This is a genomic window from Bacteriovorax sp. BAL6_X, from assembly GCF_000443995.1.
In the GTDB taxonomy this organism is placed as follows: domain Bacteria; phylum Bdellovibrionota; class Bacteriovoracia; order Bacteriovoracales; family Bacteriovoracaceae; genus Halobacteriovorax_A.
This window is the reverse complement of record NZ_AUMC01000010.1, coordinates 100,996-116,245: the sequence shown is the minus strand read 5'-3', so window position 1 is coordinate 116,245 and position 15,250 is coordinate 100,996. Positions and strand designations below refer to the sequence as shown.

Sequence of the window (15,250 nt, the reverse complement as noted above, 5' to 3'; positions counted from 1 at the left end):
TTTTAAACTGCCTTATCAAATCTAGCATCATTCTCGCTTGGGTATTCATCAGAATCCACTTCAAGAACTGGATCATCAAAACCCATTTCTTCAGCTTCTGGTGCAATCTTAGTAGCTTCTTGTTTAACAACTTCAGTAACTAGTGGCTTTTCAAAGACAGGAAATTCTTCAACAACCTCTTTTTCAATTACTGTATCTGACTTAACAGGCGCTGATGATACTGATTCGACTAATGTATTTCGATCCATCGTAAATTCTTGAACCTTACCTAATACCTCACTCTCTAGTTCTTCAACAATTCCATTAAGAATTGATGTTTGCTCTGATAGACTTTCCGCAAAGCCAGAAGTTTCTTGCGCAATTGTCGAGTTAGTATGTGTTACTTCATCAAGTTCATTCATTGCATCTGAAATATTATTAATCCCCTCAGCTTGCTCTTCAGCTGCTGTTGAGATTTCAGTCATCATTTTAGTTACAGCATCTACATTATCAACTACACTATCTAGGATTTTCCCGCAGTTTTCTGAAACATCTACACCTTTAGTAATACTTATCTGAGCTTCAGAAATAAGTTTTTTTACATTAACTTGAGTTTCATCAACGATTGATTGAACCTTTTTGATTGACCCACCAAGAAGTTCTTCAATTTCAAGAGCTGCATTACCACTCATTTGAGCTAAGTTTCCGACTTCCTCAGCAACAACTGCAAACCCCTTACCATGCTCACCAGCTCTCGCGGCTTCTACAGAAGCGTTAAAAGAAAGAAGCTTAGTTTGGAATACGATATCGTTGATTACCTTAGTCTTTTCAGAAATCTCATTAATAACATCAACAATCTTTACAATTTCTTCGTTATTACGATTCATTTCTTTCATAATATCTTCGTTATTACCGTTAATTTGTCCAATGGCCTCAACCATATCATTAACCGCATTCTTACCTTCTAGAGCTACTCGTTGAGACTCATCCGCTTTTTGACTTGATATCTTTGCATTCTCAACACTTTTGTTTACCATCGCAGTAATTTCATTAAGGGTCGCTACTGTTTCTTGAATAGCACTTGCTTGTTGAGTTACAGATGATGACACCTTAGAAGAGGCCATACTCATATTAGTTGAAGACTTTTCAGTAACATGTGATGAATCACGTAGTCTTTCACTAAGGCCAATAATCTTCTTAATTGACTTAGCAAAGTTATATTGAAAGCCGTAAGCAAAAGCAGCAATAATCGCGAATAGGATTGGAATATAGAAGCTTATCTTCTCTTCTAGTGCATTACTTGCTTCAATTTTCTCACTAGTTTTTTTATCAATTAACGAAATATCTTTTTGAATTAAATTAATTATTTTATTTGATTCTTCGAAAGCTATGGCCATATGCTTCTCAAGTGTTAGTTGATTCTCATATAGTTTAACGAAAGTCTTTACATAATTATCAACTGACTTACTTACATCGTTATAAATATATTGCCTATACTTTCGAGCAATTAGTTCTTTTTTAAGTTTCTCACCTTCTACAATTGCTTTATCTGAATACTTCTTTGATCTTCTTAAAAGAAAGTCTTTCTCATGACGACGAAGAGTTAAAAGTGAAACCTTAAAACTTGGATTTAAGTCATATTTTTTGATCTTAGATTCGATATCGTGTGCATAACGTCGTAACTCACCTCTTAACCCCTCTTTAGAGTCACCTTCAATCTTTAATACATTACGTGTGAGATCGAAGTTCTTTGAGTACTGGTCATAATACTTTGTAAGTTCATCCCAATTTATTTCATTTGAGTATTCAACTTCTAAACTTTTTATCCCCTCGAAAACCTCATCATTTATCTTCTCTAATTCTATAAATCGTTTCACATCTTCAGGATTTTGAGAAATCATATATTGTTTTTCATTAGAAATTTGTTCTGCAAGATTTGCTGCTAATGTTCTCATTGAATCTTTCATACGGAGGTCATTTTGAACTGTATGCTTTAAATTCTTAACGAGCCCATAGTAAGAGTAAATTGAAATGGTCAACCCTATACCAAACATTGTAAAGATACCAATAAAGCTCAGTATCGTTTTTTTGTTCATTGACATACTTGTCTTTTTCATTAATTCCCCCAGTCTTCTAGACACAATTTTTTTTTCTAAGCAGCTTTCTTTACAAGGCCATTTAACTCATCGATATTTAAAATTGACTCTAGATCAACTAATTGAATTAATGCTTCATTATTACGATATACTCTATTCAGACGATCACGTTTTTTTGTTTCTACTGAAGCGACTTCTTGAATTTGTTCTTCGTCTACTGAAAGAACTTTACAAATATTATCAACGACAATTCCTAAACAAAGCTGTCCAAACTCGACAATAATAACTGCTTCTTCATTTGACTCAGCTGGTTTAACACCGAGACGAGTACGTAGATCAATAATTGAAATAACCTGTCCACGTAGATTCATAATCCCTACATAATAACTTGGACTAAAAGGTACGTTAGTTGTTTCAGGAACAGAGATTAGCTCTCTTACTTGCAAAAGTGGAATTGCGTAGTGCTCATCTCCAAGTTTAAATTCAAGGTACCTTTTTGTTACATCAGTTGTCTCATTTTCCATATTATCCCCACATATCAAGTTATATTTTAAAAATTATGCCGCGTTACTTACTTGTCTTTGGCCTTTCGTTTTACTTACTTTATTAACAACGAGTTCTTTTAAGTCTAGGATTAGCGCCGGTCGTCCATTTCCAAGAATCGAACTTCCCATAAAGCCTTGAGTGTTTTTAATATCATTTCCAAGACTCTTAATAACAACTTGCTGACGTCTTAGAACATCATCAACAACAATTGCAAAATCCATATCTTCAGTTCTTACAACAAGAGCAATCTCATTTACCGAAGGCTCTTTTACATTATGCTTTAAAAGTTTACTTAGCCTAAATGCAGGTAAGACTTGTCCTCTTAGAACAATGCAACCACCTACATTATTTACTTTCTTATAATTTTCTTCTGTTACAGAAACTGTTTCGTGAATTAGATTTAGTGGAACAACATAATTTTCGTCACTAACTCTTGTCACCATCCCTTCTATAATTGCCATTGTTAGAGGAAGCTTTATTCTAAAAGCAGAACCTGAACCGACCTCTGATTTAACTTCAACGGCCCCAGAAATATCTTGAATATTCTTTTTAACAACATCCATTCCAACTCCACGGCCAGAAATTTCACTTACGGCCTCTTTTGTTGAAAAACCTGGAGCAAAAATTAAGTTAATCGCATCTTGATCACTTAATTTATCAGCATTTTTGATTACGCCTTTTTCAATGGCCTTATTCTTAATTATATCAGGATCAATTCCCTTGCCATCATCGACGACTTCAATAACAAGACTATTACCTTCATGATATGCCTTAATTTGTATCTCTCCAGCATCGGACTTTCCTACAGCTTTTCTATCATCAACACTCTTTTCAAGCCCGTGGTCAACAGCATTTCTTACGATATGTACTAAAGGATCTGAAAGTTGTTCAAGAATATTCTTATCAACCTCTGTCTCCTCTCCAACAATAGTAAGGTTTACTTTCTTACCAAGTGCTTTGGAAGTATCTCTTACAATTCTTTGAAGTTTTGAAAATGTTGTCTTAAGTGGAACCATTCTCATTTTCATTGAAATATCTTGAATTTCTTTAGTAATCTTTGATAAGTGACTTACACTTTTTCTAACATGCTCATCAGCTACGAGATCATTACATTCACTAAGAACCGTTTGCAGAATTACAAGCTCTCCAACATAGTTATTAAGCTTCTCAACACGACTGATACCAATACGAATTGTCTCTTCAGGCTTTGCTGGCTTTTTAGGTACTGCAACGGAGGTAGGTTTCTTTTCCTCTTTTTTTGCAGCAGCGTCTAAACTTACCACATTATCTGTAATAGGAGCCTCTTTTGGAGATGTCGATTCATTCAATAGCGCATCAAGATCATTTGGTATATTTGAAATAGCAGCTGCTTCAACAGGCTTAACTTCCTCAGTTGAATTAAAAGACTCTCCATACAGCATTCGATCGAGATCACTGATATCAGAATCGCTAGGACGAGAGTCAGCTACGACTTCTTCTTCAAAGCTTACTGATTGCTCATTATCAAGAATATCTTGTAACTCTTCGTCTTCAAAGTCGTCTTGCTCTTCCTCTTCTTCCTCATTTATAATAGCTTCAAACTCTGCTTCATTAGGAATATTCGAAATTCTAAGATCATCATGCTCTATATCAGCACTAGAAACATCTTTAATTAGCTGGATAATATCATCTGAATTAAATTTAGCATCAATATCATCTCTAAGAGCAGAGATCATATTATTTAAATGATCAGAACACTTGAGAAAAACATCAATAACTTCAGCACAGATTTCAACTTCACCCTTTTTAACCTTAAGGATTAATTCCTCCATCTCATGAGTAAACTCAGCTACATCACTGAACTCCACTGCTCTTGATGTTCCCTTTAGGTTGTGAGCTAGACGAAAGATTTTATCAATATGTTCATCTGTATTATCGACACCGGACTCTAATTCTAGGAAAGATTCTTCACAGTCTTCAAGCAGTTGAACTGCTTCTTCAAGGAAATCCATCTTTAATTCTAATTCAAATTCATCCATAATCACATCTTGTCTTTTGTGTTAATATCTCTTCATTATTCGGACAAAACTTTTATTTAATTAGTGTTTTTAGAGGCTTACTTCAAATTTCTATAAACAATCTTAATTTTATGACATTGATCATATTCATTTTTTTACAAGTATCTAATTATTCGTTTGCACCTAGTAGAATATAGATATAAAAAGAGCCCATTTTTGTCGCAAGAGGAATCATAAGAGACTCATATTTACTTAAATCAACTTCAGAGAAGTTCTCTTTAAGTAAAACTGATGGAATTGCACGATCAATAACAATCCCTCTATTTTGATTTAAGCTGGCCTTTGCTTGTCCTAAGGTAATATTTGTAAACTCTGCTATCGCATCTTTTACATCATCATTAAGTTCAGTATAGTCTTCACCAAAAATTTGATTATAAATACTTATAAAAACAATATCTGGGAAACATATAAGAAGCCTTCCATTAAATTGCTCATTTTGAACATCAATGGAACCAATCAATCCTATCTCATAACTTTCGAAATCTTTTGCTTTTGAAACCTTCCCAGGTAATACTTTTAAATTTGCCTGAACCCCAAAAGTATCAATTGCTGCTTGGATAAAGGGGTTTACAAAGTTTACATCTAATTCAATTCTTTTCTTTTTAAGATTCAGTTCTTGAAGTCTTTTTGAAATCGAATCTGTAAAATTGAAACGTTCATCAACATAATCACTCTTAAGTTCTCTAATAAGCTTAGAACGTGCATTAATTGTATATATTAGAATTGACTTTTCTTCTGCTGATTTAAATAACCTAAAAATTTCGTTATAAATTTTCGGAGAAATATATTCAACACTCTTAAAGTCTAGAATTATTAACTTATCTTTCTCATCCTCTAATATCGCATCAAAGATCATCGACAATGACTTAACACAGTCTTGATCAATATCGCCCGAGAAGGCCAAAACAGAAAAGTGAGATTTTGTAATTCTCTCTACCATACCCATGAAAGCCTCCTATTAACCTTGTGGAAACCTTTTCTTCATGGCCAGGGCCAACCTCTTTTTAAAAGATGCTTGATCAAATGGTTTAATTACATAGCCGTCGACATCACTAGCAATGGCCTCTTGAATTTGAGCAACATCTTGTTCAGCAGTTACCATAACGAATGGCATTGTTTTAAAGTTTTCGCTACCTCTGATAGTTTTTAATAGATCTAAACCTGTAGCATTTGGCATACTCCAGTCAGAAATAATGAACGATATCTCATTCGGTCCACCCTTATTCTCTACAATCTTTTTAAGAGCATCTTTTCCATCAACGGCCTCGACAAATCTATCGGCCCCTAAATCACGTAGTAACTTTTTAACGATCTTCCTCATTGTGCTCATGTCATCCACAATTAAAAAAGAAAACTTTTTAAGATCTTCCATATACTCTTTCTCCTACTCAATAATCTTCAACTAATATATCACTTGGGAATTTTGCCAAATAGCGACCTTAATTTTCCCAGCAAATAAAAAAAGTTTTGACTCTCCCATTAAACTTAATATATCTGGTTAGTTATCGGCTCTTATGATTTTTTTTTTATGCTCAATTGTGTCAAAGCTTATATTTTCCCTAAATTATTTATATTGGATAAAAAGCTTGTAATATTCGATACTTGCCAACGAAGTGCCAAATATATTTTGTGGCCTAAAAAAGATCTCAATAAAGTAAATAGTCCATAAAAAATGCTTATACTTTGTTCAAACTTATAAGAATTACATTTAACGACTTTTCAACTATTTAATATGATATTAGTTATAGACATGAGCAGGTTAAAAACTCTGATAATTATCCTAACTACGTCTATGAGCTTTGCAACTAAGCAGCCGCAAACAAGTAACGTCTCGACACCTCAAGAAGTCGCTCAAAATAACTCTTCAGGTACATATTCAAAGTTTAAGTACTTCCTTAGAGATCACCTTTCAAAAGAAAATATCAATCGTAAGTTGATTGATGCCTTCAATAGTTTAAAAATCAATTTAGACGTAGATATTTTCAAAATCAATATTGCCGACGGGCTCTCTCTTAGAGGAAAATACGAATACGAAGTAGAAAAGTCATATATTCAAGGAAACTACACTCGTCGCGATCAGTTTAATTTTAGAATTCATCACGACACGAAGAATGCATTTTTTTCGGAGCTTCAGACACCTTTCTTTCTAAAGGTTGATCGTAATAATGAAGTTGTAATCTCAAGACAATTTGATAAGAAAACTGATGCAATGAAAGCACTTCCTTTCAATGTTGCCAAAATTCCAATTCGCTCTAAATATGTCGACGAACTAAATCCGGGAGACTTTATCTCTATTCCGGCCTCAATGGCGTTAACAACAGGATTTAGCTATAATAAAGCAATTCCTCTACTTAATACTGGCCTTACAGGTTTTTATACAATGGCCGGTGACTTCCTAATTCAAGTATATAAGCTCGAAGATCAAAAGGTACGAGTTAAAATAATCGCTCAAAAGAAAAAGTCGACTGGATTAAGCTTTAAAAGTAGATTTGCAATCGAGTTGGTTAGCTTTGAAATCTTAGGACAAGAAGTTGATTATGAATATAAACTAGACTGGTTTAAACTCGATGCTTCCCGTACAAAAGGTAATATTATACTTGCCGACTATGTCTTCAATCTAAAAGATGATGAAGTCAGGGAGATATACGACAGATTGTTTAATAATGTCTTTAAATTTAAAGAAGCTAAACTTTTTGCTGAATCATTAAACTCTGACCTACTTGATAAGTATTATGTCGTTAACCTTGAAGATGTTGACCGCATTGCTAAAGTTGACGAAGGCCGAGAAAACCCAAGAGTAGAAAGAGTCTTTAAAGGGCACAATAGATATAAATCAAAATCATCAGGAATTCAGCTTAATCTTGATATTTTAAAATTAAGTGCAAAGAGCCATTATGTTAACAATCGTTTTAATTTTGAAAGACTTGATGGCTCCACAGTTGCTTTCTACTACCCGAATTATACAAAAACTAAGGAGTCAAAGATCTCCATTGAAATCTTTGATACCAAGGAAAAAGAAATCCTATCATATTTTGGATTAACGTCTTCACATAGTGATGATAAATTTTTAAATGTTGGGATGAACTTCAATCGTGTCGATAATGAATTTAAGAGGCTCGAACAAAGAAGGTATCTAAGAATTTTAAAAGGGATTCTTCCAAGCATTGTACGTGATGAAGTCATAGCACGTATCCCTAAAGAGAAGAGATACGTAAACTTTAATTCAAGAGTCACGATGATTTTGAAAAAAGAAGCATTCTCTTATCTTAACCTTATCCCATTTGAAGAGTTTCGTTATCGATTAGCTGAGCATCTCAGAGGAAAAAGAGTTATACGCTCATCAAGTCGCGATAAGGATTCTAGAACTCGCCCTTTTAATGTCCCTGAAGACGAATACCAACGAAAGACAAAGAAACTTGCGAAGTACTTTTATGACATCATTCATAGTGATATACCTTATAACGAGAAGGTCGATAAGTTCACGACTAAACTTAGAAGAATGCATAATGAACAGTATATTATGCAACTTCTAGTAGAGCTTCTGCCTAAGGAGGATATTGAAAAGTACCTCTACCTTGATGTGTATATTATTGATGACTCTGAGACATTAGTGGACTTAAGAATCGGTACAAATAACTACCAAGAAATCTATAATCAACTTGAGTACCTTAACCGTTACATTAGAGGAACGGATGAAGACCTAAGAATTGATGATCGGGTTGATCGAATTGAAGATATGCAAGAAATAGATTAAATAATGTTTTAAATATGAAGATAATAAAAAAGCCCCTTTTTTTAAGGGGCTTTTTTTTTATTTAATAAATTCTACGTGAGTATGTTTTTGTTGATTTTCTTTCTTGGCAAGACGAGCCTTTTTCTTATTTTGTCTCTTCTTGAATGCTGCTTCCTTCTCTTCGTAAGCTTGTCTTCTAATCTCTTTCTCTTTTGCCTTCTTCGTTTCAGCAATTTCTTTAATCGATTTGAAGTAAGTCTCTCTTCTAAATTTAGTAAAGGCCTTATCATCGGCAGCTGTACAGCCTTGATGCCCTTTCTTTTTTAAGTTTACAGACTTTTTACTTGAGATATACTCGACAGCGTCTTTCGTCTTATTCCCTGCCATGTCAATTCCAATAGCATTTAATAAGTTCTTTCTATTAACAAGGCGGTATGAGCCTGGAGCAATCCCTTCAACAGTTAGTCCACCAATAGCAACACGCTTTAGCTTATCTACAGTAAGTCCAGCACCTTCACACATACGACGAATCTCACGGTTCTTACCTTCATTAATTCTAAACTCTAACCAAGTCTTTGTTTCAAGTTGTTTAATAACACGAACCGCTTGTGGCTTTGTCATTACACCATCAATATATACACCTGCTCTTAACTTCTTAAGTAGGAACTCATTGATTGCACCAAAAACTTTTACCTCGTATACCTTAGTAATTTCAGAGCTTGGGTGAATAACAAGATTTGCGAAATCTCCATCATTCGTCATTAATAGAAGACCTTCAGAAAGGTAATCAAGACGGCCAACAGGATAAATTCGCTCACTAATCTCTTTACAAAGATCAATAACAGTTTCTCTGCCCTCTGGATCATTAACAGTTGTCATAACCCCACGAGGTTTATTCATAATCATGTAGATTTTTTCTACTGAACCAAGGTCTGCGGCCTTACCGTCAACTTCAACAGCATCGATAGATGGATCTACCTTAGTTCCTAGTTCACGAATAGCAATACCATTAACCTTTACACGTCCTTGAACGATTAGGTCTTCGGCTTTACGACGTGAAGTGATCCCACAATCTGCAATAAATTTTTGTAAACGTACTAATTTAGACATTTGACTCTCCTATCTGCCATCTCGGCGGTTAAAAGCTATAAAGAAAAAGCTTACGTCTAAATAGAACTAAACGTAAGCTTTTACAAGTATTTAAGTAATTATTTCTTATTCAATATGAGACTCAGAATCTCCTAAGTCCTTGTTATTTAAAAAATCTAGGTCAAGATCTAGGTCTTTTGCCCCATTAATTAAATTTTGAGTTGTTTCATTGATACTGTCGTCAAGATCAACATCCATCTCATCTTGAGGAAGAGCTGAATCTCCACCAAATAATTTAGCAAAAGCATCATCAAGGGCCTGCGCTAGATGATCGGCTTCTTCATCTGATTTTGACTCATCAATAATAGCGATTTCTTCAACTTCTTCTGCTGCAACTTCAATATCCGCTTCATCATCCTCTTCATTGATTACTGCTTCTTGAGCTTCTGTATTCTCAGAAGAAAGAATAGCCTCAGCAACTTCTTCAAGTGCTTCCTCTACTGACATATCTTTAATAACTTCACCTGAGTCAAGATCGATCATTTCAAAATCATCTTCCTCTTCTTCAGGGATATTAAACGGTCCTTTTGTTAAATCAGCAATAACCTCTGGGCAAGTGATCGCCGTAAAGACTTCTGACTCCGCAGACTCTTTATTTGCACCAGTAACAAGAGAGTTATCGAGGTGCTGCTCAAGTAAGTCAAAAGCAGTTAAAACAGGTGTCGCTTCCTCCCCTTCAGTAGTCTTTGCAGACTTACGTCTTCTTTCTTGAACCTTAAGAGATTTAGTAAATGCCGTTTCCGAATCAATTGATTTGATCGACATTGCGATATTATCTAGTTCTTCAATTTCATCTTGATCAAAACGTGATGCTAAATCCGCGTTTACAAGAGTCTTGATATCTTCAATTTTCCCTACACCTTGAGTAGCAATCTCAGCTAGTTCATGCTCTGGTGGTAATTGGTCAATATTTGCGAGGTTAAATACTTCTAAGAATTCAGGAGTTGTTCCATAAAGAACTGGACGTCCAACTTCTTCTGAGCGGCCAACAACTTTAACAAGTCTCTTATCCATTAGGCCACGAACGATGTGAGAACTATCTACCCCACGAATTTTTTCAACTTCGATTTTTGAAACCGGCTGCTTATAAGCAATGATTGCAAGTACTTCAAGAGCCGTTGGAGAAAGTACTAATTCATTAATCTTAAATAGGTCTTGAACATATTTTGAGAATGTTGCCTTCGTTCTAAACTGATAACCATTTGCTACTTCTTGTAGACGAATTCCATGGTGCTTTAATTCGTACTCATCTTGTAGACGAGTAATTGCCTCGTGAACAACACGTAGAGGGATATCTTCATCAATTAATGACTTAATCTTCATTAGTGGTACAGGCTTATCATTCATGAATACAATCGTTTCAATTGCTCCACAGATTGTTTCTTCATTTAGTCCAGTTCTAGCTTTCCAAAGCTTATCTTCTTGCATCTTCTCATCAGCAAAATCAGACTCGAGCTTTAAGTACTCCTCTGGAAACTCTAGGTCTTCATCAGTTGGCATAAGGGCTATTTCTAACTCTTCCACCATCTCTTCATCTGTTGATAGAAACTCTAGATTTGCTTCTGTAACTGTTGTATTCTCTTCCATTTGTGTGCTCTCTCTAAGTAGTGATTAGTGCGCTACTTGTTCCATATTTTCTAATTCTTGTGTATCGATCTTATCTTTTGATTCATTCTCCTCATCAAAACCATCGGCTTGAGTTACATCGAAATCATCAAGAGTCTTCACAACATCAACATAAACTTGCCCAAAGCTTTCATTTTGGAAAACTTGAACACGCTTAAGTCTTGCTAGTTCAAGAAGTGAGATAAAAGTAATAACAACGTTATCAATTGTATTCTTACCATCTGCAGACATCTTTGCAGTATCTTCACCAGTTGTTGTTGCCATACGACTATTACTATCATTTTCTAGTAATTCTTCTAAATTTGTTTTCTGTCCAACTTGTAGATATGTTTTTAAGAACTCTAATTTCTCTTTAATCGATAAACGGTCACGCTTAATAACTGTATACTTACGATTTTGACGGAAAATGAAGTCAATCATTGTATCCGTTAACTTCTCTAGCTCCATCGGTGTAAGAATCGAGTTAACAATTTCCTTACGATTTACCTTTGGTTTAACAAAAATATCTTTCCCCGTTTGAGGAAGTTCTAAAAGCTTTTGCCCCATCTTTTGGTAGAGTGCCAACTCTTCTAGACGACGAACGAGCTCTGCATGAGAAGTGATATTTAAAGAGCCTTCAGCACCAAGCTGATTTTGTAGCTTTGCCTGCTCTTCTTCAGTTACAGCATTCTTTGACTTTAGAAGAACTAATGTAGCTGCAAGGAATAGGTAGTCACCTGCAATATCAAAGTTAAGCTCTTTCATATTTGCAAGATAGTCTAAGTACTGCTTAGTAATTTTCGTAAGGTTTAATTCCTTAATCGACATTTGCTCTTTTTGAATAAGAAGCAAAAGCAGTGAAAGTGGACCATCAAATGTATCCGTTTTAACCTTAATCGTTGTGTCTAACATGTGTTAATTCCCTCAAATCCCTCAATTAACAAACTAAGAGAGAATACCTGCAAAAGTATTCATTAATACCATCCCCAAACTCATAACCGGTCTGATCATGTAGCCAAAGATTGGTGTAAACCAAAGAATTAGAATAAAAATAAAACTAAATCTTTGAAGTTCTTCATATTTTCGTGCTGAGTTGTAATCTAAATAAGCTGCAACCATCTTCGATCCATCAAGTGGAGGAAATGGAATTAAGTTAAAGACTGCCAGTAGGATATTAATAAATACCGAATACTGAAGCATATCCATAAATTGCGTCTTTAATGAGAACGTCGATGGAACATAAGCATAGACCATTCCAAAGAATAGCGCTGATAAAATCATAAGAATCAGGTTCGCTCCAGGCCCTGCAAAGCTAACCCAAAAGATACCTGACTTCATATTTTTAAAACGGCGAACATCAACAGGTACAGGCTTGGCCCAACCAAAAGGAACACCACCTAGCATAATACCAACCATAGGAAAAATAACTGTTCCCACAAAATCAACGTGTGGAATTGGATTAAGAGTTAGTCGACCTATTCTCTCGGCCGTATCATCACCATATCTTCTGGCCATCCAAGCGTGACCAAACTCATGAAATGAGATCGCTAAAAGAAAGCCCGGGAGGGCCAAAGTTAATGTATTGATAATTCGCATTATATCCATCGCAATAATCTACCAAAAACCACGGGAATCGACAAAAGTTTGCGATACAAAATGAACGGAATGTAAGACAAATTAAAGAAATTAACCTCCAAATTTGCCCAAGGCATTGAAATTAAATTTTTTTGCTATAATAAACCTATGAATACGCGTCATAAAAAGGTTCAAGTTGTCACCGTGCACAATGATTTAAAAGCAATTCTTCTATTGGAAATGAAGGAGGATCGTGGTTTTGGCTGGCAGAATGTAACAGGATCTGTTGACCCAGGAGAAGGTATTTTAGATGCGGCCAAGCGTGAATTACTTGAAGAAACTTCAATTGATAACGCTGAAATTATCGAAATTGATCAAACTTTTGAGTTTCATGACCGCTGGAGTAAGGATGTTACAGAGTATTGTTTCCTTGCAAGAACAAGCCAAAATGAAATCGTTATCTCCCCTCAAGAACACCAAGGGTATAAATGGGTACCACTTAATCAAGTAACAAAAAAAGATTTTAAATACGAAAGTAACTTCATTGCATTTCAAAAGGCACTTGAATGTCTAGACTAATTACTCTTACTATCATTGGTCTTTTATCTCAGAAGCTTTGTTTTGCTCAAGCCTCTTCTGATAAGCTTTTTGAGGATCTTAGAAGAATAAGCAAGAAAGAAGAGAAAGTTAAAACAAAGGCGAAGCCACGTTTTAAGTATATAAAAAATAACCTTAGGGCCAAAACCTTTCGAAGTGTAATTCTAGCAAACTCTTTAATTGAATCACTTGATGGAAAGAGCTACTACCGTATACAAAAGAATACTATTATTCGAACAAAGGAAGTCTCTCCTGGTTCACGCTACTTCTTCATCCTCCCAAATGACGGTAATGAGGATAACGTGAAGTACGTTACGTTAAGTACAAATCTTGATCACCTTGAAACGATTTTAACTTTTAATAATGAAAAGTTCACACCTTTTGATCAAACCAAATTCAAGGCCATTGAATACGACAAGAAACAAATTCATACCTATACTCAAATCAGTGCAGGACTAGGAAGTTCTACACCAAACTTTTTTTTAGATAATATCTCTTTATCAAGTACAACTATTGCTGCTGAAGCAGGTGTTGAAACTTTTGAGAATATACCTGTGTTCTTTAGTGCTGAATACCTTGCTCAAAATAGTGGCCAAGAAGTTCAATTCACTTCGTTTTCTATTGGCCTAAGAGTAGAGTACCGCTTTCACATTAATAAGAAATCATTTATTGCGGCCGGTTTGAATACTCAAAGATCTCTCTATACATCAGCTACGATAAATGACTTAAAAGTTGGCCATACAATTGATTCCTTTGGGCTCAATTTTAATTACAACTACGCCAAGTACTTTGTTAGGCTAGATCTAAAAAAGCAAAATTATGCATTCGATTCCAATGTAAACTTTCCAGCTGCAAACCTTACTAATAACAACTCGGCAACTGCTATTAGTATCAATATTGGAAAAGAATTTGAGGTTTCAATATGATCAAAAAGCTTTTACTTTTATTGCTTTTTACAACATCTGTTCTCGCTACTGATGGAATTATTCGTGTCCATGAAGCGCCAGTCATAAGTAAACCACATGAAGATGGCATCATACTTATGAAGCTAAGAAAAGGGACAAAAATCTACTTACATCCAAACTATTTAAATGAAGAGGCCTACTACGTCACACTGACAAGAGATGGGCGAAAGGCCTATATTCGAAAAGATTTCATTAAACTGATATTAAATAATGAATCGGAAGACCTAGGTCATACGATTTATGTAAAAAATGATCCTACTGATTATGTTATCGCGGAGCCACTTCCAGATGAATACCCCTTAAAAGGGCGTCCACTTAACCGCTCCCAATTTGATCTTATCTTTAAAAAGGGAGTTTCTTCTCGCTACGCTTACAACTCAGAAGTTCAACAAGAGAGTACCGGATTTGAAGGCAGCCTTAATGTTAAATACTTAAGTCCTACGACTTTTGATGATGGTCATCGCCTCTACTACGGCTTCTTTGGCGGCATTACAACGGGACAAGCGGAATACCGACTGAGTGGAGATATTTTTACGACAGAAAGTAATATTCACTATACTTTTGGACCTATCGTTTCTTACACATTTCACAAAAGACAATATTTTGAAATAGAATCAATGCTACAAGTTGGGCTTAATTACCAAAGACGCTTTGTGAACCAAGATGATCAAACTAATGGCCTAGCTGAAGAAAAGCTCTTTAGTGGACTATTTTTTAATGTAAGACTTTCCATCAACCTATCTCACAAGAAGATATTTGACTCACCTTCTTTCTATCTTTACCACGGGCCAGTTATCGACATTCGTCTTCCATCAACACTTGAATCTGATGGTCAATTTATTAACTCTCAGTTATGGCCAGACAACAAAATCTCAACAAACCTCGAAGGAACGTTTGGTTACAACGTTGGATTCACCTATCGCTACTAGTACTTTGGGCCGACCGGCA

General features: G+C 35.2%; 13 protein-coding genes. 4 read left to right on the top strand and 9 right to left on the bottom strand.

Features of this window, described 5'->3' with window-relative positions:
* Positions 1 to 2: 2 nt before the first annotated feature.
* From M902_RS11045 to M902_RS11025, 5 genes are all read right to left on the bottom strand, one after another.
* Positions 3 to 2,096, bottom strand: coding sequence for a methyl-accepting chemotaxis protein (locus M902_RS11045; RefSeq protein ID WP_021267787.1), 2,094 nt, complete (start codon positions 2,094 to 2,096; stop codon positions 3 to 5).
* Between the two features lie 35 nt (positions 2,097 to 2,131).
* The gene (locus M902_RS11040) at positions 2,132 to 2,599 is read right to left on the bottom strand and encodes a chemotaxis protein CheW (RefSeq protein ID WP_021267899.1); all 468 of its coding nucleotides are present in this window, start codon (positions 2,597 to 2,599) and stop codon (positions 2,132 to 2,134) included.
* A gap of 33 nt (positions 2,600 to 2,632) precedes the next feature.
* Positions 2,633 to 4,639 carry a chemotaxis protein CheA gene (locus M902_RS16070; RefSeq protein ID WP_021268440.1) on the bottom strand — a complete coding sequence of 669 codons (2,007 nt, stop codon included), beginning with the start codon at positions 4,637 to 4,639 and terminating at the stop codon, positions 2,633 to 2,635.
* Between the two features lie 148 nt (positions 4,640 to 4,787).
* Positions 4,788 to 5,624 (bottom strand): chemotaxis protein CheX, encoded by an 837-nt coding sequence (locus M902_RS11030; RefSeq protein WP_021268567.1) that lies wholly within the window; start codon positions 5,622 to 5,624, stop codon positions 4,788 to 4,790.
* A gap of 12 nt (positions 5,625 to 5,636) precedes the next feature.
* Positions 5,637 to 6,050 carry a response regulator gene (locus tag M902_RS11025; protein WP_021268216.1) on the bottom strand — a complete coding sequence of 138 codons (414 nt, stop codon included), beginning with the start codon at positions 6,048 to 6,050 and terminating at the stop codon, positions 5,637 to 5,639.
* A 378-nt stretch (positions 6,051 to 6,428) separates the two neighbouring features.
* Between M902_RS11025 and M902_RS11020 the strand changes: the two genes are divergently transcribed.
* Positions 6,429 to 8,432 (top strand): hypothetical protein, encoded by a 2,004-nt coding sequence (locus M902_RS11020; protein WP_156979820.1) that lies wholly within the window; start codon positions 6,429 to 6,431, stop codon positions 8,430 to 8,432.
* 57 nt (positions 8,433 to 8,489) lie between these two features.
* On the opposite strand, the gene M902_RS11015 is transcribed toward M902_RS11020, so the two are convergent.
* From M902_RS11015 to M902_RS11000, 4 genes are all read right to left on the bottom strand, one after another.
* Positions 8,490 to 9,521, bottom strand: a complete 1,032-nt coding sequence (locus M902_RS11015; protein ID WP_021268380.1) for a pseudouridine synthase — start codon at positions 9,519 to 9,521, stop codon at positions 8,490 to 8,492.
* A 105-nt stretch (positions 9,522 to 9,626) separates the two neighbouring features.
* Positions 9,627 to 11,147: an SMC-Scp complex subunit ScpB gene (gene scpB / locus M902_RS16065; RefSeq protein ID WP_021268297.1), complete on the bottom strand. Its 1,521-nt coding sequence runs from the start codon at positions 11,145 to 11,147 to the stop codon at positions 9,627 to 9,629.
* A gap of 24 nt (positions 11,148 to 11,171) precedes the next feature.
* Positions 11,172 to 12,077, bottom strand: coding sequence for a ScpA family protein (locus tag M902_RS11005; RefSeq protein WP_021268692.1), 906 nt, complete (start codon positions 12,075 to 12,077; stop codon positions 11,172 to 11,174).
* Between the two features lie 33 nt (positions 12,078 to 12,110).
* Positions 12,111 to 12,770 carry a site-2 protease family protein gene (locus tag M902_RS11000; protein WP_040314713.1) on the bottom strand — a complete coding sequence of 220 codons (660 nt, stop codon included), beginning with the start codon at positions 12,768 to 12,770 and terminating at the stop codon, positions 12,111 to 12,113.
* Positions 12,771 to 12,908: 138 nt separating this feature from the next.
* Between M902_RS11000 and M902_RS16060 the strand changes: the two genes are divergently transcribed.
* From M902_RS16060 to M902_RS10985, 3 genes are read left to right on the top strand one after another with little or no spacing between them, the layout of a single operon-like run.
* Positions 12,909 to 13,319 carry an NUDIX domain-containing protein gene (locus tag M902_RS16060; RefSeq protein ID WP_021268652.1) on the top strand — a complete coding sequence of 137 codons (411 nt, stop codon included), beginning with the start codon at positions 12,909 to 12,911 and terminating at the stop codon, positions 13,317 to 13,319.
* Positions 13,307 to 14,263, top strand: a complete 957-nt coding sequence (locus M902_RS10990; RefSeq protein WP_021268490.1) for a hypothetical protein — start codon at positions 13,307 to 13,309, stop codon at positions 14,261 to 14,263. The genes M902_RS16060 and M902_RS10990 overlap by 13 nt, the downstream gene beginning before the upstream one ends.
* Positions 14,260 to 15,231, top strand: coding sequence for a hypothetical protein (locus tag M902_RS10985; RefSeq protein ID WP_021268319.1), 972 nt, complete (start codon positions 14,260 to 14,262; stop codon positions 15,229 to 15,231). Before M902_RS10990 ends, M902_RS10985 begins: the two co-directional genes overlap by 4 nt.
* The last annotated feature ends 19 nt before the right edge of the window (positions 15,232 to 15,250 follow it).

Excerpts from the sequence above, each read along its gene's own strand:
- M902_RS10990 (WP_021268490.1), top strand. The coding sequence starts at position 13,307 with ATGTCTAGACTAATTACTCTTACTATCATTGGTCTTTTATCTCAGAAG.
- M902_RS16060 (WP_021268652.1), top strand. The coding sequence starts at position 12,909 with ATGAATACGCGTCATAAAAAGGTTCAAGTTGTCACCGTGCACAATGAT.
- M902_RS11025 (WP_021268216.1), bottom strand. The coding sequence starts at position 6,050 with ATGGAAGATCTTAAAAAGTTTTCTTTTTTAATTGTGGATGACATGAGC.
- scpB (WP_021268297.1), bottom strand. The coding sequence starts at position 11,147 with ATGGAAGAGAATACAACAGTTACAGAAGCAAATCTAGAGTTTCTATCA.
- M902_RS11005 (WP_021268692.1), bottom strand. The coding sequence starts at position 12,077 with ATGTTAGACACAACGATTAAGGTTAAAACGGATACATTTGATGGTCCA.
- M902_RS10985 (WP_021268319.1), top strand. The coding sequence starts at position 14,260 with ATGATCAAAAAGCTTTTACTTTTATTGCTTTTTACAACATCTGTTCTC.
- M902_RS11030 (WP_021268567.1), bottom strand. The coding sequence starts at position 5,624 with ATGGGTATGGTAGAGAGAATTACAAAATCTCACTTTTCTGTTTTGGCC.
- M902_RS11015 (WP_021268380.1), bottom strand. The coding sequence starts at position 9,521 with ATGTCTAAATTAGTACGTTTACAAAAATTTATTGCAGATTGTGGGATC.
- M902_RS11020 (WP_156979820.1), top strand. The coding sequence starts at position 6,429 with ATGAGCAGGTTAAAAACTCTGATAATTATCCTAACTACGTCTATGAGC.
- M902_RS16070 (WP_021268440.1), bottom strand. The coding sequence starts at position 4,639 with ATGGATGAATTTGAATTAGAATTAAAGATGGATTTCCTTGAAGAAGCA.
- M902_RS11045 (WP_021267787.1), bottom strand. The coding sequence starts at position 2,096 with ATGAAAAAGACAAGTATGTCAATGAACAAAAAAACGATACTGAGCTTT.
- M902_RS11000 (WP_040314713.1), bottom strand. The coding sequence starts at position 12,770 with ATGGATATAATGCGAATTATCAATACATTAACTTTGGCCCTCCCGGGC.
- M902_RS11040 (WP_021267899.1), bottom strand. The coding sequence starts at position 2,599 with ATGGAAAATGAGACAACTGATGTAACAAAAAGGTACCTTGAATTTAAA.